At 57.3% G+C, this 18,216-nt stretch carries 15 protein-coding genes and 2 pseudogenes; 9 read left to right on the top strand and 8 right to left on the bottom strand.

The window, feature by feature from the left end:
* Window positions 1-10: 10 nt before the first annotated feature.
* The 4 genes and pseudogenes from BLX89_RS21920 to BLX89_RS21935 form a co-directional block, all read right to left on the bottom strand.
* A pseudogene (locus BLX89_RS21920) lies at window positions 11-787 on the bottom strand (SDR family NAD(P)-dependent oxidoreductase).
* Window positions 784-2,499 (bottom strand): acetolactate synthase catalytic subunit, encoded by a 1,716-nt coding sequence (locus BLX89_RS21925; RefSeq protein ID WP_425348633.1) that lies wholly within the window; start codon window positions 2,497-2,499, stop codon window positions 784-786. Before BLX89_RS21925 ends, BLX89_RS21920 begins: the two are co-directional and overlap by 4 nt.
* Window positions 2,496-3,845: an aspartate aminotransferase family protein gene (locus tag BLX89_RS21930; RefSeq protein WP_075293106.1), complete on the bottom strand. Its 1,350-nt coding sequence runs from the start codon at window positions 3,843-3,845 to the stop codon at window positions 2,496-2,498. The genes BLX89_RS21925 and BLX89_RS21930 overlap by 4 nt, the downstream gene beginning before the upstream one ends.
* 97 nt (window positions 3,846-3,942) lie before the next feature.
* The gene (locus tag BLX89_RS21935) at window positions 3,943-4,626 is read right to left on the bottom strand and encodes a GntR family transcriptional regulator (RefSeq protein WP_245292898.1); all 684 of its coding nucleotides are present in this window, start codon (window positions 4,624-4,626) and stop codon (window positions 3,943-3,945) included.
* Between the two features lie 253 nt (window positions 4,627-4,879).
* On the opposite strand from BLX89_RS21935, the pseudogene BLX89_RS25155 reads away from it, so the two are divergent.
* From BLX89_RS25155 to BLX89_RS21965, 7 genes and pseudogenes are all read left to right on the top strand, one after another.
* Window positions 4,880-5,299 (top strand): annotated as a pseudogene (locus tag BLX89_RS25155) (ABC transporter ATP-binding protein); the annotation flags it as partial.
* Between the two features lie 147 nt (window positions 5,300-5,446).
* Entirely contained in the window at window positions 5,447-5,929 is a 483-nt protein-coding gene (locus tag BLX89_RS25160) for a TOBE domain-containing protein (RefSeq protein WP_280950600.1), read from the top strand.
* A complete protein-coding gene (locus BLX89_RS21945) occupies window positions 5,926-6,819 on the top strand; it encodes an ABC transporter permease (protein WP_075293108.1) in 894 nt (297 codons plus the stop codon). Before BLX89_RS25160 ends, BLX89_RS21945 begins: the two co-directional genes overlap by 4 nt.
* Before the next feature lie 151 nt (window positions 6,820-6,970).
* Window positions 6,971-7,681: an ABC transporter permease gene (locus BLX89_RS21950; protein ID WP_083637852.1), complete on the top strand. Its 711-nt coding sequence runs from the start codon at window positions 6,971-6,973 to the stop codon at window positions 7,679-7,681.
* Window positions 7,682-7,739: 58 nt separating this feature from the next.
* Window positions 7,740-8,750 (top strand): ABC transporter substrate-binding protein, encoded by a 1,011-nt coding sequence (locus BLX89_RS21955; protein WP_245292909.1) that lies wholly within the window; start codon window positions 7,740-7,742, stop codon window positions 8,748-8,750.
* Window positions 8,751-8,860: 110 nt separating this feature from the next.
* On the top strand, window positions 8,861-9,562 hold the full coding sequence (locus tag BLX89_RS21960) for a winged helix-turn-helix domain-containing protein (RefSeq protein ID WP_075293110.1): 702 nt from the start codon (window positions 8,861-8,863) through the stop codon (window positions 9,560-9,562).
* Window positions 9,563-9,669: 107 nt separating this feature from the next.
* The gene (locus tag BLX89_RS21965; RefSeq protein WP_075293188.1) at window positions 9,670-10,941 is read left to right on the top strand and encodes an aminotransferase class I/II-fold pyridoxal phosphate-dependent enzyme; all 1,272 of its coding nucleotides are present in this window, start codon (window positions 9,670-9,672) and stop codon (window positions 10,939-10,941) included.
* 231 nt (window positions 10,942-11,172) lie between these two features.
* Here BLX89_RS21965 and BLX89_RS21970 read toward each other — a convergent pair whose 3' ends face one another.
* Window positions 11,173-12,858, bottom strand: coding sequence for a Na/Pi cotransporter family protein (locus BLX89_RS21970; protein WP_075293111.1), 1,686 nt, complete (start codon window positions 12,856-12,858; stop codon window positions 11,173-11,175).
* Window positions 12,859-13,296: 438 nt separating this feature from the next.
* Between BLX89_RS21970 and BLX89_RS21975 the strand changes: the two genes are divergently transcribed.
* Together BLX89_RS21975 and BLX89_RS21980 are read left to right on the top strand one after the other, a co-directional pair.
* Window positions 13,297-13,941: a DUF47 domain-containing protein gene (locus BLX89_RS21975; RefSeq protein ID WP_075293112.1), complete on the top strand. Its 645-nt coding sequence runs from the start codon at window positions 13,297-13,299 to the stop codon at window positions 13,939-13,941.
* Window positions 13,941-14,945: an inorganic phosphate transporter gene (locus tag BLX89_RS21980; protein WP_075293113.1), complete on the top strand. Its 1,005-nt coding sequence runs from the start codon at window positions 13,941-13,943 to the stop codon at window positions 14,943-14,945. The genes BLX89_RS21975 and BLX89_RS21980 overlap by 1 nt, the downstream gene beginning before the upstream one ends.
* Before the next feature lie 724 nt (window positions 14,946-15,669).
* Here BLX89_RS21980 and BLX89_RS21985 read toward each other — a convergent pair.
* The 3 genes from BLX89_RS21985 to BLX89_RS21995 all read right to left on the bottom strand — a co-directional run bounded on the left by BLX89_RS21985 (window position 15,670) and on the right by BLX89_RS21995 (window position 17,997).
* Window positions 15,670-16,437, bottom strand: a complete 768-nt coding sequence (locus BLX89_RS21985) for an alpha/beta fold hydrolase (RefSeq protein ID WP_075293114.1) — start codon at window positions 16,435-16,437, stop codon at window positions 15,670-15,672.
* Window positions 16,438-16,496: 59 nt separating this feature from the next.
* On the bottom strand, window positions 16,497-17,318 hold the full coding sequence (locus tag BLX89_RS21990; RefSeq protein ID WP_075293115.1) for an alpha/beta fold hydrolase: 822 nt from the start codon (window positions 17,316-17,318) through the stop codon (window positions 16,497-16,499).
* A 277-nt stretch (window positions 17,319-17,595) separates the two neighbouring features.
* Entirely contained in the window at window positions 17,596-17,997 is a 402-nt protein-coding gene (locus tag BLX89_RS21995) for a cupin domain-containing protein (RefSeq protein ID WP_075293116.1), read from the bottom strand.
* Between the last annotated feature and the right edge of the window lie 219 nt (window positions 17,998-18,216).

Here is an 18,216-nt window from a genome sequence, read left to right on the forward strand (position 1 = left end):
ACAAACTCCGTCACAGGGGAGCAAATTCCCCTCCATTCACATCAATAGTCGCGCCGTTGATAAATCCGGCGTCATCTGAAAGTAGAAAGTGTATGAGAGCCGCTATGTCCCGACCCGTTCCGAGGCGCCCGACAGGAATGCGTTGAAGTGCTTCTACGTTTGCCCTACTCGTCGGGTCGCCGGCCATGTCCGTTGCAATCCGACCCGGGGCGATGGTGTTGATGGTGATCGCCGTCCCGCTACAGGAGGCAACCATCGATCGGGCCAAGCCTGCGATCGCAGCTTTCGACGCAACATAGGGTGCTCCGGCGATTTTCGGAATAGTCCGCCCGGCGATTGACCCGATCAGTACGATACGGCCGCGATTGCGCGGTTTCATCCGCCTTAGCGCTGCTTGGCATCACCAGACTGCACCGGTGAGGTTGACGCTAAGAACATCTTGCCACTGTGAAGCTTCGACATCTTCAAACGGGGCTGCACCATGAATACCTTTTGGCGAGATCCCCGCATTACACACCAGGGCGTCGATGACGCCCCAGTGCTGCTCCACATCTGCGAAAAAGCTGTCCACGGCGGCTTGCGACCTTATATCGACACAAGCGCTTAGGATTTCTGGCCGGTTAAATGCCGCTCGCAAATCCCGGTCGGCCTGCTCAACGTGTTGTGCATTCTGACTAAAGAATGCAACTCGGTAACCTGCGGACAATAGGGTTGTAACGGTCGAAAGCCCGATCCCGGTGCTTCCGCCCGTTACGATCGCGACAGGGGCGCGTTGGTCTACGTTCACGCGGCTTCATCCATTCCGGCAAACAGCGAAAGCGGTGGATGCGCCTCAGGGTCAGTGATGACCTCTATGAGGCTTGGCCGCTCCGATTCGATCGCGCTTTCGAGCACAGCTGGTAGGAGGTTCGGATCGCTTACACGCGTCGCGTCGCACCCGCAGGCTCGCGCAATTTTCGCGTGATCAACCGGCGCGAAATAGCAGGCCGTGGTAAAACGCCCGAACTTGACAGTCTCGGCATCTCGCTGAAACCCGAGAATGCCATTGTTTAGGACGATGATGGTCACCGGGATATTGAGACGTACGATCGTTTCCATTTCCGCCCAGCTATGTGCGAAGCCGCCATCACCGACTACCGCCACGACGGGGCTGTCCGGCCGAGCCAGTTTTGCCCCGATTGCCAAGGGGAGCCCCCAACCAAGACCAGCGAGTCCGCGCGGCGTGATGAACCTTGCGCCGACACGCTGCGCACGAAGCTGACCGACAACCCACATTGACGAGTAGCTTGCGTCGGCTACGACCGTGATCTCCCGCTCTAGCCAAGGTTGCAGTTCCCGCATGACGCGTTCAGGCCGGATCGGCGAGGAGAATGCTTCATAAACGATTTTGCGCGCGTCTTCGAACTTCGACCAGCAGGACGCAATCTCGCGTTCAACCTCGTTCCGGCTCATCATCCGTTTGTCGAGATCATCGGAAGCAAGCGCCGCCACAAGGGCATCGAGCGTTGTTGACGCGTCACCGACGAGCCGCAAAGCCTCGTAGCTGCGGCCAATCTCGTTTGGATCGACGTCGATATGTATGATACGGGCCGAGGGCGAAATGAGACGCCAGCTGTCAGTACCATTCTGGTTGGTTCTTGTCCCGACAAGGACAACCAGATCCGCTTCCCCAACGAGCCTTTTCGTGAAGGTGCCTAGCGACCTTGGTCCGGTCAGGGAACCAAGCACCCCCGCGGAAAGCGGATGGTATTCGTCGACCACGCCTTTCCCCATATTGGTCGTACACACCGGCAGAGAGGCAATTTCCTGGAGGCGCGCCAGCGCGGCAGCCCCCCCTCCGGCATGCACGCCGCCACCAGCAACGATCACAGGGTTGTCGGCCTCGCAGATCCAGCGTGCTGCCTGGCGCAAGCTCTCGTCGTCCGGGCGCGTCCGATCGACAGGCCAAACTCCCAGGTTTGCAGTGCGGCGACGCTGGGGATGTTTGACTTCGGCTCGTAGAAGATCGGCGGGCAGGAGAAGGGCGACGGGGCCCGGTCGGCCTGTCGCCGCGGCAGTGAATGCCGCGTCGATGTAATCCTCGACACGCTCTTCGACTTGAAGCCGACGGACCCATTTGGTGCAAGATTGGAACAGCGCGATTTGGTCGAAGTCCTGAAAAGCGTTCTTGTCCGTCTGGTCCCGCTCGACGTCCTGCACAAGGGCCACGATTGGAATGCTGGCCTTTAGTGCTTCGGCCAAAGGTGCGACGAGCAAGGTCGCTGCTGGCCCATTCTGGGCGGCGACCACCCCAACCTTGCCCGAGATACGCGCATAGCCGTCGGCCATGGCGCCACCCATGTTTTCCTGGCGGTAAGCAATCTGTCGAATCCCAATGGCTTCGGCCGCAAGCACCACAGCAGAGGGAAGGCTTTGGGCGAAGATTGCGTCGACGCCATGCCGCCTCAAAGCGTGCGCGATGCATTCTGCCACGGTTTCATTGGACAATGTGTGCGTCAAGGCTGAGCCTCCTGGCTTGAAAAACTTTGTTGCGTGAGAAATCTGTCGAACGCATCGGCCACATGGTCGAGGTCCGTTTCGTTCATTGGCGTCGAAAGGCAGGCTGCAGCGTCATGTGGCATCAAGATCCCCTCTTGCCGCAGGAATCGGCATAAGACGCGCATTCTTGCTACTTCTTCCGGCGCCTGCACCGCCGCAGCGAAGGACCGAGGCGGTTCGGACTTGGGATGAAGGCGAAGCAGAGAAGCTGCACCTGTTACCGAGAACGGTGCGTTGTGTTTGCGCGCGATCATAGTGAGTTGCGCGCGAAGCCGGTTTCCCTGCTGCTCCAGCCGCTCGAACACAGCGGTCGTTGCAGCCTCCATCGCAACACGGCCCGCCACCATTGAAACCGGGTTTGCGGAGAACGTCCCACCCTGAGAAACCATCGGCGAACGCTTATCACCGCCAAATACGGACATGACCTTCGCGCTGCCCCCTATCGCGCCGATAGGAAACCCGCCGCCGATAATCTTTCCGGCGACGAGCAGGTCCGGTTTGAGGCTATAACGCGCCGAAGCACCGGCAAAGCTCTGCCGCAGATTAAGCACTTCGTCCGCTATGATGAGAATACCGTGTCGATCGGCAACCGTCATGAGGCGATCGATGAACTCGGGTGCCGGCTCGATTAGACCGGCCCGGCTGGGCATCGGATCAATGAGGACGGCAGCAAAGCGCTTGGCATTCACGTTCAACGCTTCCTCGAGCGCGTCTGCATCGTTAAAGTCGAGTACCAAGACATCGTTCGCCACCGCTGACGGCGCACCCTGATAACCCAGCCGGGCTTTGCGACGCCCATTTGGATCGGCTTCAAAGCCATTCTGTCCCGCCTCGGCCCAGTCGTAGGCTCCGTGATAGGCACCTGCGAAGCGCGCGATGGCCGAGCGTCCGGTGAAGGCTCTCGCTGCCTTAATGGCGAACATCACGGCTTCAGTACCGGTGCTTACAAACCGAATTCTCTCGGCACCCGGGATGCGCGACGTAAGCAATTCAGCCAGTGCAATTTCATGCCGTGTGGGGTTCGAAAAGCACGTTCCAGTCGAGAGCAGGCTGCCAACCGCCGCAAGTACGGGTTCAAAACCATGGCCGTGGAGCAAGGTCGTGAAGTTGTTATTGAGATCCAGGAGGCGCGCATCGTCGACATCGACAAGGTAGGCCCCCTCCCCGCGCGCCATGTAGACCGGGTGAGGTTCCTTATCAACAGTCGCGCGCGTGACGCCTCCTGGAAAAACCGTTTGCCCGCGACGAAAGAGATTGATCGATTGAGAGCTTGCGGGCTCCTCGGCGTCGGCCGGTTCTATGAACATCTGACTATCCTTGTGACAAAATTGAACTTCGCAAAAGCTTCGTATTTTGTTGCAACAAAAAGTCGATGTGTCAATGCAGCGTCAAAAAAAACGGACGCTAGGCGGAACTGCGTGCCCTCACAGCACTGCGTAACCGCAAATAACCCATGCGAATGTCAGCCTCGAAGGCCGCACGGAGGGCACGGCTGTCGCCCTCCTCGATCGCATCCATAGCCATTTCGTGACTACGCACGCCGTAACGCTCCTCGGCAAATTCAGGATAAAGGCCGTAGAATGACGGCCCCACCCGCAGCCACTGCGCGTCGATCAGGTTGACGAGTCGCGGAAGTCGGGATTGCGCATAAACGTGAAAGTGAAACTCTTTGTTGTGCCACAATACGGACGCGTAATCACGCCGCTCCAGACCAAGGTTGATCTGAATTTGCAGGGCTTTAAGCCTCTCAACGTCGAGCGGACCACAGTGCTTAGTCGCTTCCTCGGCCGCCAGCCCCTCCAACGCAATGCGGATGACGGTCACCTCCTTTAGATCCGCCTCGGAAAGGATGGGTACAATCACGGTTTTGGGACCAGCGTAAACCAGGGCATTTTCCGACGTCAGTCGATTGATGGCATCGCGGGCCGGGGTCGAACTTACGCCGAGCGTCTCCGCGACAGAGCGGACCGTTAGCTTGTCTCCTGGCCGGTAGACACCCCGGCTTATCCGGTCCCGGAGAGCCTCGTAGGCGGCTTCGCCCAGGCGCGGATTGACCGCAATTTTCCCGCCTGCGTTTTCTCTGCTCATCATTCTCACTCCAAGATGGTTGACACAGTGCTTTTTTGTTGCAACAAAAACCGCATTGTGAAGGTTTCGCAAAGTTATGTCGCATCAACAGTATCGCTTTGCTGATCCGATGTCACATTCCCGAACGAGCAACGCCGACAGGGGTGTTGCCTGCGATGCTGCGGGAGCATCACCACATAGATTGGGGGACAAGTTGATCGGAAAAAGTTTAACGCTATCAGGGATTACAAAAACATACGGGGCCGTCGAAGCGGTGAAGGATACGTCGCTCGACATCCACGCTGGCGAATTTGTTTCCATCGTCGGGCCTTCCGGATCCGGGAAAACGTCGCTGCTGACGATGATTGCGGGCTTCGAACAACCCAGTGCCGGGACGCTTCGCGTCGACAGCCAGGACATCACCTCGGTTGCCCCGCATCTGCGCAACATTGGAATGGTCTTTCAACGCTATGCACTTTTTCCACATATGACTGTGAGGCAAAACATCGAGTTTCCCTTGCGGATGCGCAGAACTTTGGGCTCGGCAGAGGGACGCAAACGCGTGGACGAGATGCTGGAACTCGTCCGGCTGACGGGCCTCGACGGACGGCAACCCCATTAACTGTCTGGAGGCCAGCAGCAGCGCGTTGCCGTAGCGAGGGCGCTGGTGTTTAATCCCCCCGTCATCCTTATGGATGAACCTCTTGGGGCGCTGGACAAGAAGCTGCGCGAAGCGATGCAGCTGGAAATTAAACGCATTCAGGAAAGGGTCGGCGCCACTGTCGTCTACGTCACGCACGACCAGGAAGAAGCACTTACCATGTCCGACCGCGTCGCGGTGATGCACCGCGGGGCGCTCCAACAGATCGGCACGCCTGAGGAACTTTATCATCATCCTCGCACCGCTTTTGTCGCAGATTTCGTCGGCTCCATCAACTTTCTGCCTGTAACGGCCGTTTCCAGCGATGAGCATAATGTCGTAGTCCTCCTCAAAGGATCTACAGCCCCCCTTTCCCTGAAACGCTCAGGAACGCGCATTTCAGGCCCAGGGCAACACCTCCATCTTGCCTTGCGGCCTGAGCACCTCAATTTGCGGCCGACCCGATGGGACCGGAACTCAACGATCGAAGGGACGCTTGACTCAGTGGTGTTTGCGGGCGCCACGCGGACTGCGCTCGTGCGTGTGGATGCGATGGGGGAGGAGATTGTTCGGGTCCAGGTTCCTTTTTCGGAGACCATTCCGGAGAAAGGCGCTTTGGTACGCATCGAGTTTGCACCGCAGGACGCACGCCTTTTCTCGCTCGATAGCGGGGATTTCCGATGAACGCCGTTTCGCGAAGAAGTCTCTCAAGCTGGTGGTTGCGGCTTCACCACGGACGCTCGGCGAAGTCCTATCCGCCGGCCGTGTCCCTGCTGCTCGTCAGTCCGCTTATGGCACTATTGATCGTGGGCTTTCTGTATCCGGTAGCGCGCCTCGTTCAACTCAGTTTCACCAACGGCGGAGAGCCATATGCCCGCCTGGTACGCAGCGGGCTCTATGTAGGCGTTCTTACTGACACGATTTTGATCTCCGCCACCGTGGCGATCCTTTGCCTCGTCCTCGGATACCCTGTGGCGCTGGCCATGGCACGGCTGAGACGACCAGTCGCCCTTCTTGTGGCGGCGTGCGTATTCATCCCACTGTGGACGTCTGTTCTTATCCGATCCTACGCATGGGTCGTGCTGCTTCAGCGCAACGGGCTCGTCAACGACCTGTTGATCACTGTCGGGCTGATCGATATGCCGCTTCGTCTTCTCTACACGCATGGGGCGGTCATCCTGGCAATGACGCACGTTCTCCTGCCCTTTGCAATCCTGCCGATCCAGGCAACGCTTCGTAGCCTTCCGGCGGATCTTACGCGAGCGGCATCGAATCTCGGTGCAACGCCTGTTCGTGCATTCCTGCTTGTTACCCTGCCCCTTAGCCTGCCCGGCGTCTTCGCAGGAACGTTGCTCTGCTTCGTTCTGGCACTGGGTTTCTACATCACGCCTGCGCTCGTGGGAGGTCCAAATTCCATGATGATGGCCACCCTGATAGGCCAGCAAACCCTCGTCGTGCTCGACTGGCCATTCGCAGCCGCGCTTTCCACACTACTCCTGACGGTAAGCCTGGTTCTGGTCGCAGTCTTCAGGCGCGCGCTCGCATACAACAAAGGATTCAGCAGTGTCCATTAATCTTATCAAAGATGCGCGGGCAAGGGAACGTCCCGCCCGCCACACTCGGCTAACAACGCCGTGGCGGCAACAGACCACATCGCTAATCACGGCGGTCACAGTCGGGCTGGTGCTGTTCTTCCTGATCTTGCCAACGGCAATCATTGTTCCGATGTCGTTAAACGCGTCTTCGCACCTGTCGTTTCCACCTACCTCGCGAACGCTGGATTGGTATCGCGCGTATTTCTCAGATTCTGATTGGATCACGTCGACTGTCTTCAGCCTCAAGATCGCTTTCTGCACCTCACTGACATCCACCCTCATCGGAACGCTAACCGCTTTGGCGGTCGTGCGCGGGGAACTTCCTTTCAAGGGCGCCATTCAAGCGATGGCGCTCGGTCCGATGATCGTTCCGCACGTGGTTCTGGGTGTGGCGCTCTATCTTGTCTTTGCACCACTGGAACTGACAGGCTCGCTCCTCGGTTTCCTGATCGGCCACACTGTCCTTGCCGTTCCGTTCGTTGTGATTACCGTCACTGCGTCCCTCCAGCGCATGGATCCGGCTCTCGAGCTTGCGGCGGCAAGCTGCGGCGCAACCCGTCTACGCTGCTTCATCCACGTAACGCTTCCCAACATTCTTCCGGGCATCGCCGCCGGTGCGGTGTTTGCATTCCTTGCATCATTCGATGAGGCCACCGTCGCCTTCTTCATCTCCGACATCGGTGGAAAATCAATTGGCCGCAAGATGTTCGAGGATATTGACTACAATCTCACACCCGTTATCGCCGCCGCCTCGACAGTAGTGGTAGCAGCTTCCCTTTGCCTGATCGGCATCGCGCATCTCATCTCCTCTTCAGCCTCACCTCGAACCAAACAGGAGTAATATCATGCCGGGTACAAGTGCATTTACAGTCGCAGCCGGAGCTGCGTTCGTAGCGGTCATGCTGATCGCGACCAGCGCCGCTTCAGCCGGCGAGCGTGTCGTTATCGGTTCGACGGGCGGGGCATACGACCGCGCGCTGAAAGCGGCGTGGTTCGATCCCTTCACCCAGAAGACTGGCATTGAAGTTGTCGTCGTGTCCGGTACGAATGCTGAGCTACGGGCGAAGGCGTCGGCCATGGTCAAGTCCGAGAATGTCACCTGGGATCTGTATCTCGACGGGGAAATTCAGGCAGCATCGGAAGCCCACAAGTCGGTTACCGATGATCTGACGGAGTTTTGCATCCCCTATAAGCCGCGGAAGGATCTGCCGGCGAATGCTTGCGATGCCAGCGGTGCACTCGTCCAGTCCACTGCGACACTGCTGGTCTATCGGGCGGACGCTGCAGGCGTAGAGGATCCGCAAACCTGGACTGATATGTGGGACACGAAACGTTTTCCGGGTGGGCGGGCCTTTCCGAATTTTGACGATCCATGGCGCGTGCTCGCCGCGGCGCTCCTTGCCGACGGCGTCGAAAAAGACAAGCTGTTCCCGCTCGACGTCGAACGCGCGTTTCGTAAACTCGACGAGATTAGGGATTCTGTGACCCTCTGGTGGAAAAGTGGTGATCAGAGCGTGCAGGGCTTTCGAAACGGTGAGTACGATCTCGGCCAAATCTGGCTAACCCGCGCAAAGGCGATGGCCGATGAAGGTCTTCCGATCAAATGGTCGTATAAAGCCTCTTTCCTTGTCGGCGATCGCGTCGCCCTGATACGGGGTGCGCCGAACCGCGAAAATGCCCTTAAGCTAATTGCGTACTGGCTCGACAACCCGGCGGCGCAGGCCAAGGCATGCAACGCGCTCTCCTGCACACCGCCCAGTTCTGACGCCATCGCACTGATGTCGGAGGAAGCGCGCGGGTCGATGCCGACAACGGCGGAAATCTCGCAAGATCTGGTGGTGCCTGACGCCGCGTGGATCAACGCAAATGCCCCCACCCTTCTCGAGCAGTGGAACGACTGGGTTCGGTGAACAGTGCCCCAGATCGCCACCCTTAGAAGCCAAATAACCTTCAGGGCTTGGGTAAACTGAAGCATCCCGACTCTGCAGGTGACAGATCTGGGACACCTGCGGAGTCGATTATGGACCCTATTGTACTTGTCGCAACAGAAGACGCCGATTTTTCGCTTCTTCTGTCACATGTCCTCGCAAGCGGAGGCTTTCAGGCGATTGCGATCGCGCCGTGCATCGAGGACGTGGAAGCCAGGATCTCCATGTCCAAGGCGCTAATAATCGATGGCACGGATATTGATCGGGCACTTGAGTTGTGCCGGAGGGTGCGGACGCGACAGCGCACAGCAACGATGGCGATGATGGTCTTCATCCGTGCCCGACACGAGATACACTACCTTAAATTCGTGAAGACAGGCGTCGATGAATGTGTGTTGCGGCCGTTGTCGCCCGATCTGATTCTGTCCGGATTGCGAGCAATCATTGTCCGCCGCGCCCACCCGGCGCAGGCGCAGACATCACATGGCCAGACCGAACATATCGGCGCGATGTTGCTTGACGGGTCGACGCGCATGCTCGCGGGGCCGCACGGCAACGCTTTGCTCAGTCCGACAGAGTACAGGATCTTGCGACGCATGCTAGCCTCTCCAGGCCGGGTGGTCAGCCGCAGGGATCTCATCGAAGCGGCTTGGCCACCGGGGCGGTTTGTAGACGATAAAACTGTTGATGTTCATGTCTCGAAGTTGCGCAAAGCAATTCATGTCGCAACCGGGGAAAAGGCAATCCGAACCGTTCGTTCAAATGGATTCATGGCCAACTTCAAGAAGGCATGAGGGCGGCGTTCATTCAGAAACTCTTATCGTTTTCTTTCACATGCGTTCGTGGAGTTCATTTCGTCGGCGTGTTGATCTCTCTAAACACCTGCATTGGGATTAAACACATGACAGAATTCAAGACACGCGAAAATAACCAGCAGTCTCTTCGCAACACGTCGGTGATGATCGACATTGCCTCCGCAAGTTTCGACCATGCCCATTATCAGGGGATAATGGCGATCTACGCGACGCCGTCAGCCAATCGTCTTGTTCGTCTGCAGCCGTCCGACCAGCCGGTAACGGACTTCGTCAGATGCTCCTATCTGGGGCTCGACAACCATCCGGAGATACTCGATGGCGCCCGCGAAGCTATTTCGCGAACAGGCGCTTTCCATTGGTCCTGCGCGCGAACGCGCCTCAACTTCGATGTGCTTGGACAGTTGGAACGAGAGCTCTCAAACCTGTTCCAGGCGAGGATACTGACCTTTACCACTGTTCTGGCAGCGAACATGAGCGCGCTTCCTATTTTAGCGTCCGGTCACCTGACTGGGGGGCGCAAGCCCTTGATGGTGTTCGACCGGCTCGCGCACGCTACACTTGCTCATCACAAGGCGGTGGCGGCGCAGGAGACTGAAGTAACGACGATCCCTCACAACGACATGCCAGCGTTGGAGGCCCTCTGCCAAAGCCATCGCCAAGTCGCCTATATCTGCGACGGCGTCTATTCAATGGGCGGGCATGCCCCGATTGGTGAGTTGCTACGCCTGCGGGATAAGTACGGTCTGTTTCTTTATATCGACGATGCTCACGGCATTTCGATCCACGGCGAGACCGGATCAGGCTATGCAAGAACGGCAATCCACGATCTCGGGGATCGGACAATCGTGGCCGCGTCGCTCGGAAAAGGTTTTGGGGCATCTGGCGGTATCCTCATGCTCGGAACGGCGGCCCAAGAGCTGATTTTCCGCAGATTTGCAATAGCGCACGCATTCTCGGCGTCCCTGACCACGGCCGCTGTCGGCGCCGCGCTGGCATCGGCGGCTATTCACGCTTCTCCCGAACTTGGTCGGCGTCAGCAACTTCTTCAGAAGAACCTGGCTCATCTCGATGCGCGTCTGAAAGGCGGGGAACCGCCTTCAAACCTTCCCATCCGAACGGTCCGGTTCGGTGACGAGCTGCTATCGGTTGCCGCGGCGCGGGAACTGCTGCGGCGGGGCTTCTATACCTCGGCGATCTTTTTCCCGACAGTCGCGCGCAGCCAGGCCGGGCTTCGGGTTTGCCTCACCGCTTCCCATAGCAGACAGGACATTGACGGGCTTTGCGATGCGATTGACGACGTCAAGGCCGAAATCGCCAGCAACCGGATCAATATTATCTCGGACAAGGGATTGGATTAAACTCTACGGTCCGAAGGAGCCGCCCGCTTGAACACCGGCCGCTCCTTCGGACCTATTTCAGGACGCTGGAACTTTCCCTATGTCGGCCAGTCCACAGCGCGACGCAGGGGACATTCCATAGTTGGCAACTTAAGGATCGCGCGCTGTTGCTGACATCAGTCTCTGAAAAATTCGAACCGTTAACGCTTAGTCTAGAGAAAAACTTCTTATAAGCCGGACGCTCGCTCCCTGTTAGCCTTGTCGTGACGCCAGCATTTCGGTTTCTGGACCTGACAATCGGCTTTGTAGAAGAACGCCGCGCTCTTCGAGAACAGGGTACGCGGCAGCGGCTACAAGGTGCGAGTTGATCTGCTTCAGATCTCGAAGAAGATCGAGAAAGAGCGTACTCGTTTCGGCCGCATCAATACCGCCCTCTCGCAATCTGTCGAAATGGGCGACCGTCGCTTCGTGCTCAGTCTTGCGGAAAGCAATTTTTTCAGCAGCCAGCATCCGTGCCGTCTGTTCGTCCTTCGTCATGAACAACGCTGCAGCCTTGTGCAGGTTTGCTGAAACCCTATCGAAAGCCTCCGCCAGTTGCTTCTGCTCATCCCGCGAGAATTGAAGCCCGCGGCGAATACGTTTGGCCAGATGCGGCAACAGGCTCTGATCCAGAACGTCTCCGGCATGTTCGATGTTCATAGAAAACACAAGTACCTCGTTCATCCGTCGTTTGTCAGCATCACCGAGTTCATCGGCGTCAATGGAGGCGAGATAGGTTTTCACGGCTGTGTTGAGGCTGTCAAGAATATTGTCCTTCTGCCGCAACGCCCCAAGCGCGCGCCTGTTAGGGCTGGTAACCGACACTTTACCGCCAGTCATCATCTCATCGAGCACATCGACAAGCCGAAGCGTTTCTCGCGCCGCAGCACCAAGGGCGACCACTGGTGTTTCGATAGCAGCGGGGTCGAGATAACGCGGCTGTTTTGGGTCGGCTGGATCGACTTTGCGAGGAAGAAACCGTCGCAGAACATTCGCATAAGGCGTCAAGAGCGGCATGAAAGCGAGGGCAAGCAATAGGTTGAAGAGAGTATGGAAGTTTGCGACCAAACGTGCGCCCTCTGTATCAATCGCGGTCATCACACCAGTCAACCAAGGCAGCACTGCCAGCCCGACGCCGACGCCTATGATGCGCGTGAAGAGATTTCCGATCGGAAGACGTTTCGCTGCTAGATCGTCGCCGGAATACCCCTCGAGCACTGGATTCAGAGCCGTTCCTAGATTGGCACCGATAACGAGTGCTAATGCTTGATCGAGCGGTATCAGACCTTCCGACGCCATTGACATAACGAGGAGAACAACGGCCACACTGGAATGCGCTGCCCAGGTGACGATCGCGGCGAGCAGCACGCTCAGAACTGGCTTTGCCGCAATCGCCTGCAGCACGGCCGCAAGTGGTTTGGCGCCCTCGTACTGGGTCATCAGCGCCAACAGCAGATGCAGCGCCATCAGGATGAAGCCAAGGCCGATCACCACACGACCTAGGTCGTGGATCGTAGGGTTGCCGGCGCGACGAAACATCAACACACCGATCAGGATGAGAACGGGCGCTGCAGCGGCGATATCGAAAGACAAAACCTGGACGATCAGCGTCGTACCAACGTTGGCGCCGAGCATGACGGCAAGCGCGGGAACGAGTGCAACCAGCCCGCCGGCGGCAAAGCCAGTCGCCATCAGGCCGGTCGCCGTGCTGCTTTGGAGAAGTGCGGTAACCCCCATCCCGGCAAAAAACGCCTTGAACCGATTGCCAAGCGCGTGGCCGAGAAATGAGCGGAGACTTGGGCCGAATGCCCGCTGCACACCTGTCTGTACCATGCGCGTGCCCCATAGGAGGAGCGCGATGTGGCCTGCCAGCGTCACAAGTCCAAATATCAGTTCCATGAGCACTCCTGACCGCTAAGCAAACGTTCGAAGCGACCGACGACACAACGCAAACCTGGCGAAACTGCTTAAAGTTTATTAGCTGGATAATAATATGGCCGATACTTTGGCCGATTGCGAGCCAGTTTGCGACATCGACTGCGTGCATTCGCTATCGAATTCACCGTCATCCCCTCGGCCACCGCGATTCGAGTGCGCCGGGTGACACAGGAGTGGAGCGTCATCAACGCCGTCTTCTTCCCAAGGCTACGAGCCAGCGAACCGTTTTTGACCCCCGCCCGGTCGACCGGCTGGGCACACGCAGTAGTGAAAACAATCCCGAGTGCCTTGACGTCAGGCGCGCTCGACTATGGACATCGCTGTTTTGCGCTTCCCCAAAACACTTTCGCGCATATATGACAGTTTTATGACAGTTGCCTAACACGAGGTATCACCGGCATGATGTCCCTTTTCCGCAAGCTCATGCCGAGAGAAGATCGTTTATTCGACATGTTCTCACAACACTCGGCCGTAGTTGTGGAAGCAGCCGGCGCGCTGAACGACCTATTGCATGGCAAGAACATCGATCAAAACTGTGACCGCATTATTGAGCTGGAAGACCGCGCAGACGATATTACACGAGACGTTCTTCTCGCCGTCCGCCGCAGCTTCATCACACCGTTTGACCGCGGCGACATCAAGGATCTGATCCAGTCGATGGATGATGCCATCGACATGATGCACAAGACAGTGAAAACTATCAGACTGTTCGAACAGACGTCCTTCCATCCGCTAATGCAACAGATGGGCGAAGAGATCGTCATAGCAGCCAACCTCATCTCCGAGGCCATTCCACTGCTAGACAAGGTCGGCACGAACGCGCAGCGACTGTCGGCCATCAGCGAAGAGGTGACGCGCGTCGAGGGCCGCTCGGACGAGCTTCACGACCTGGGCCTGAAGGATCTTTACCGTCGTGTCGGCGGTGGCGGAAACGCCATGGCCTACATCATCGGTAGCGAACTCTACGGAGAACTTGAGAAGGTTGTCGACCGCTTTGAAGACGTAGCCGACGAGATCAGCGGCATCGTTATTGAGAACGTATGATGGACGCCACCCTTGCTCTGCCGCTCCTGGTCGGCCTGATCGGGATCGCCCTCTTCTTCGACTTCCTGAACGGCCTTCATGACGCCGCGAATTCTATCGCGACAATCGTTTCGACACGCGTGCTGCGGCCGCAATTCGCAGTCGCGTGGGCAGCCTTCTTCAACTTCATCGCCTTCCTCTTTTTCGGGCTTCATGTCGCTGAGACACTTGGTACAGGGATCATTGACCCCGCGATCGTCTCGCCGCAGTTGATTTTCGCCGCACTGATGGGCGCCATCATCTGGAACATCGTGACCTGGCTCTTCGGCATTCCTTCGAGCTCGTCCCATGCGTTGGTCGGTGGGTTGGTCGGCGCCGGGCTTGCAAAGGTCGGGTTCAGCGCTATTGTGTTCAGCGGTCTGTTCAAGACGGTCGGTGCGATTTTCCTGTCGCCCGCAATCGGCTTTTTTTTGGCGCTCCTTCTCGTGCTAACCGTGTCCTGGCTTTTTGTTCGTCAGACGCCGTTCGCGGTCGACAGCACCTTTCGCGTTATGCAGTTCATCTCCGCCTCGCTGTACTCGCTGGGTCATGGCGGCAACGATGCCCAGAAGACGATGGGCATCATCGCCGTTTTGCTGTTCAGTCAGGGATACCTCGGATCGGATTTCCACGTTCCATTTTGGGTGGTGATCTCGTGTCAAGCTGCGATGGCGCTCGGGACCTTGTTCGGCGGTTGGCGGATCGTTCACACGATGGGTTCGAAGATCACGCGTCTCAATCCCATGCAGGGTTTCTGCGCCGAAACAGGCGGCGCGCTGACTCTGTTCGGCGCCACATGGCTCGGCATTCCCGTTTCGACAACCCACACGATTACGGGGGCGATTGTCGGCGTCGGAGCTGCCCGCCGCATTTCTGCCGTTCGCTGGGGACTTGCAGGAAACATCGTGATTGCCTGGATCGTGACCATGCCGGCTGCAGCTCTCATATCTGCTACCTTCTACGCAATTGCGTCCTTCATGGGATGAACCCTTCTCACGGAAACGTAAAGTGAAGGCTGATTTTGACGAAGATTTAGCCCGTCAGGCCAGCATGCGATATGAACAAGAGGACTGAAACCCTAGACGTGGCACGCATACCCGCCTCTCAAGCAGCTTGGCGTCAACCCTGAGAGCAACCGTACCGACCGCCTGAACAGCAATTTGACCCGTGGAGCTGTACCCGGCATGGAGGAAAAAGCTTCGGCGGTTATCTCTGTCGAAAGCAGCTCTAAGCTGCAACGTCATCAGCGGAGATCAACAAATAGAGAGCTTCCTTCGGCGCGACCAGGATACCTTTGTTATCCTCTAGGTCGACTATCTCAATAGCCGGACTTAGAGTTCTTGGCTGCCGGGGACCTCCGTCCAGGTGCCGTCAGCATCCAAGGCGAAAATGGCCATTCCTTACAGGCCGCAGGCAGGTGGTCGCTTCTTGTATCTGAGCTTGTCCAAAAACTGCTGCAAAAAAATGGCGAAAAAGTCCGTATCCATCTGCCATATCGGGTCTCGACAAAGCAAGCTCAACCCACCATTGCCCAAATCTGCGAACGTTGTGTTGGAACTTGCCGAAAGCGGTTGCCTCTGGTTGAGCGGCGTAAGTTGAAGCTTTTTCGGCAGGACGGGCAAAGCCCAAAGTGGCAGCACGACCGAGAGTCGGTCTTGTTACCACCGAGCCGGCCGCCCGAAAGCGGCCAGCCAGTTTCGGCATAGACAATTACTGCGCTGCTTCCTCGATGAGGTCTGCAACAGCCTGTGGCTGCGAGACCATGACCACGTGAGACGCGCCTTGAATGACGACTGTATTCTTCGAGCCTGCACGTTCGGCCATGAAGCCAAGTGCCTCAGCCGGAATGTTCTTGTCCCCATCGCCATAGATGAAGTAGGAGGGCAGTGCCTTCCATGCCGGCTTGCCAGACTTTTCTGTCAGCGCTGCCTCGGTAATCGGACGTTGGCCGGCGGCCATCAGTGCAGCGTCGTCAACACTTACATCATGTGCAAATTGATTGTGGAACTTGTCCTGATCGATAGAGAGGTCGGTACCGCCATCGGCGAGCTTAACAGGCGCAGCTAGTGCCTCACCGAGTGTGCCGCCAGGGAATTTCCCGGCCAGATCAGCCGCGGCCTCCCCTTCAACCGGCGCAAAAGCGGCAACATAGACCAGCGACTTGACGTTGTCCGGGCCATTGGCGGCCGCGGTGATGACTTGCCCGCCATAGGAATGGCCGACAAGGACGACTTGGCCTTCTATGCTTGCGACGATATCGGCGACATAAGCAGCATCGGTTGAAACGCTGCGCAGAGGATTGGCGGCGGCAATGACACGGTAGCCGTCCTTCTGCAGGATCTTAGTGACGCCATTCCAGCTGGAGGAGTCGGCAAAGGCTCCATGAACAAGAACGATGGTGGGCTTAGCAGGTTGAGCATATACGTTACCGGAAACTAGAGCGCTGGCAACGGCAAGGCTTGCGACAAACTTAGACATGTTTTTCTTTCTCTTATGTGAGAGTTTCAAAGATGAGTGCCGTGTTGGTGAGGCGATGTTCAGGTACGGATGAAGGCGAGTACGTCAACGTTGAAACGGTCGGCCTCAGTCTCTGCCAGCCCATGAGAGCCGCCCGAATAGATCTTCATCGTAACATCGGCCACGAGCTCCGCGGCTAGGTGGGCAGACGCGTCGATCGGCACGATCTGGTCGTCATCACCATGGATGATCAGCGTCGGACGGTCGACGCACTTCAGATCCTCGGTGTAATCCACCTCGGAAAATTCTCGTATGCAGTCATACTGGCCCTTGATGCCACCCTGCAGGCCGATACGGCGGAAGTTCTCCCGCAAGCCCTCATTGGGGGTAACACCTTCCCGGTTGAAGCCGTAGAAGGGGACGGTCAAATCGAAGAAGAACTGTGAGCGGTTCTTCGCGGTGTTTTCGCGGATACTATCAAACACCTCCATCAGCGTGCCTTGGGGATTGCCTGCCGTCTTCAGCATCAACGGCGGAACCGCGCCCACGAGAACGACCTTTGCAACGCGCGCGGTACCATGGCGGCCGATGTAATGGCAGACTTCACCGCCGCCCGTGGAATGGCCGACCAGGATCAGGTCGGAGAGATCGAGAATCTCGATCAGTTCGGCCAGATCGTCAGCATACTGGTCCATTTTGTTGCCATTGAAAGTCTGATCAGAGCGGCCGTGGCTGCGGCGGTCATGGGCGATCACTCGAAAACCGTTCTGGCTGAAGAACAGCATCTGCTGGTCCCAGATGTCAGACGACAGCGGCCAGCCATGGGAAAAGAGGATCGGTTGACCTGCCCCCCAGTCCTTATAAAAGAGATTAGTACCGTCCGAGGTGGTGAAAAAAGACATTTTGGTTTCTCTGTATAATGTTATGGAATGATAGATTTTAGTCTTTTAATTCCTGCTCGCTTTCTTTTGAGCAACATGTTTAGTGCTTCGGTACGGCCGAACGCGATCTCCGTGGCAAACCCAACTTACCGATGTCAATTCAGAGGCGCGTTCGGATCGTTCGGATGAGCACGGCACATCTACTGATGTCGCCGCGTTCATCGCATTCCCTTCGAAGAAGGTGTTCAGCTGTCGGCGAGTGTCGTCCAACTGGGGTCTGAGACACTTCTACGAGTCTTCACTTCTCGGGAACGACGAGCGCTCCTTCTTTTTTCACGACATAAGTCGCCAGTTCCGAAGCTTCGCCTTCGCCAACATTCCTGGCGACATGGGCAACGCCTGCCGGAATGAACAAGGCTTCACCTGTCTTCAGTGTCACAGGCGGCCTGCCTTCAAGCTGATATTCAATCGAGCCCTTCAGCACGTAAGCAACTTCCTCGCCTGGATGAGAGTGTTTAATGGACACTGCGTCCTTCTTGAAATCAACACGCGCTTGCACGACCTGAAGGCCTGGAGCAGTGATGTCGTTTTGGACCAGGTCCGTGCGCTGCAGTGGACTGCTCTGCTGCGCGTGAACTGAAGACGCGCTGGTCAGTCCGGCGAATACCAGTACACTTGCGATCGACTTGATAAGCTTCATAACTGTTTCCTTTTCGAGTTGCTCCGGGCCTTTGCCCCTGAGGTAAATTGTTTTCCATCAGCGCGGGCATAGTGCGATCGACGTGTATTCGCGTTATGTCCGACAAGACCTCAGTTTGTAAGCAAGTGTATTTCTACCCACTGGACGCCAGGGCGATAGCTCCGGTTCTCCTCAGGCTCCTACGGTTGTCTGTAGTGGATTCTGGGGTCTTAGGTAGGC

Origin of the sequence: Pararhizobium arenae (assembly GCF_001931685.1) — a bacterium.
GTDB classification, from domain to species: domain Bacteria; phylum Pseudomonadota; class Alphaproteobacteria; order Rhizobiales; family Rhizobiaceae; genus Pararhizobium; species Pararhizobium arenae.

Bases quoted from the DNA above. Each gene is read 5' to 3' on its own strand.
- BLX89_RS21980 (WP_075293113.1), top strand. From the start codon at position 13,941: ATGGACGCCACCCTTGCTCTGCCGCTCCTGGTCGGCCTGATCGGGATC.
- BLX89_RS21950 (WP_083637852.1), top strand. From the start codon at position 6,971: ATGTCGTTAAACGCGTCTTCGCACCTGTCGTTTCCACCTACCTCGCGA.
- BLX89_RS21955 (WP_245292909.1), top strand. From the start codon at position 7,740: ATGCTGATCGCGACCAGCGCCGCTTCAGCCGGCGAGCGTGTCGTTATC.
- BLX89_RS21930 (WP_075293106.1), bottom strand. From the start codon at position 3,845: ATGTTCATAGAACCGGCCGACGCCGAGGAGCCCGCAAGCTCTCAATCG.
- BLX89_RS21970 (WP_075293111.1), bottom strand. From the start codon at position 12,858: ATGGAACTGATATTTGGACTTGTGACGCTGGCAGGCCACATCGCGCTC.
- BLX89_RS21975 (WP_075293112.1), top strand. From the start codon at position 13,297: ATGATGTCCCTTTTCCGCAAGCTCATGCCGAGAGAAGATCGTTTATTC.
- BLX89_RS21995 (WP_075293116.1), bottom strand. From the start codon at position 17,997: ATGAAGCTTATCAAGTCGATCGCAAGTGTACTGGTATTCGCCGGACTG.
- BLX89_RS21965 (WP_075293188.1), top strand. From the start codon at position 9,670: ATGACAGAATTCAAGACACGCGAAAATAACCAGCAGTCTCTTCGCAAC.
- BLX89_RS21945 (WP_075293108.1), top strand. From the start codon at position 5,926: ATGAACGCCGTTTCGCGAAGAAGTCTCTCAAGCTGGTGGTTGCGGCTT.
- BLX89_RS21990 (WP_075293115.1), bottom strand. From the start codon at position 17,318: ATGTCTTTTTTCACCACCTCGGACGGTACTAATCTCTTTTATAAGGAC.
- BLX89_RS25160 (WP_280950600.1), top strand. From the start codon at position 5,447: ATGCACCGCGGGGCGCTCCAACAGATCGGCACGCCTGAGGAACTTTAT.
- BLX89_RS21985 (WP_075293114.1), bottom strand. From the start codon at position 16,437: ATGTCTAAGTTTGTCGCAAGCCTTGCCGTTGCCAGCGCTCTAGTTTCC.
- BLX89_RS21960 (WP_075293110.1), top strand. From the start codon at position 8,861: ATGGACCCTATTGTACTTGTCGCAACAGAAGACGCCGATTTTTCGCTT.
- BLX89_RS21935 (WP_245292898.1), bottom strand. From the start codon at position 4,626: ATGAGCAGAGAAAACGCAGGCGGGAAAATTGCGGTCAATCCGCGCCTG.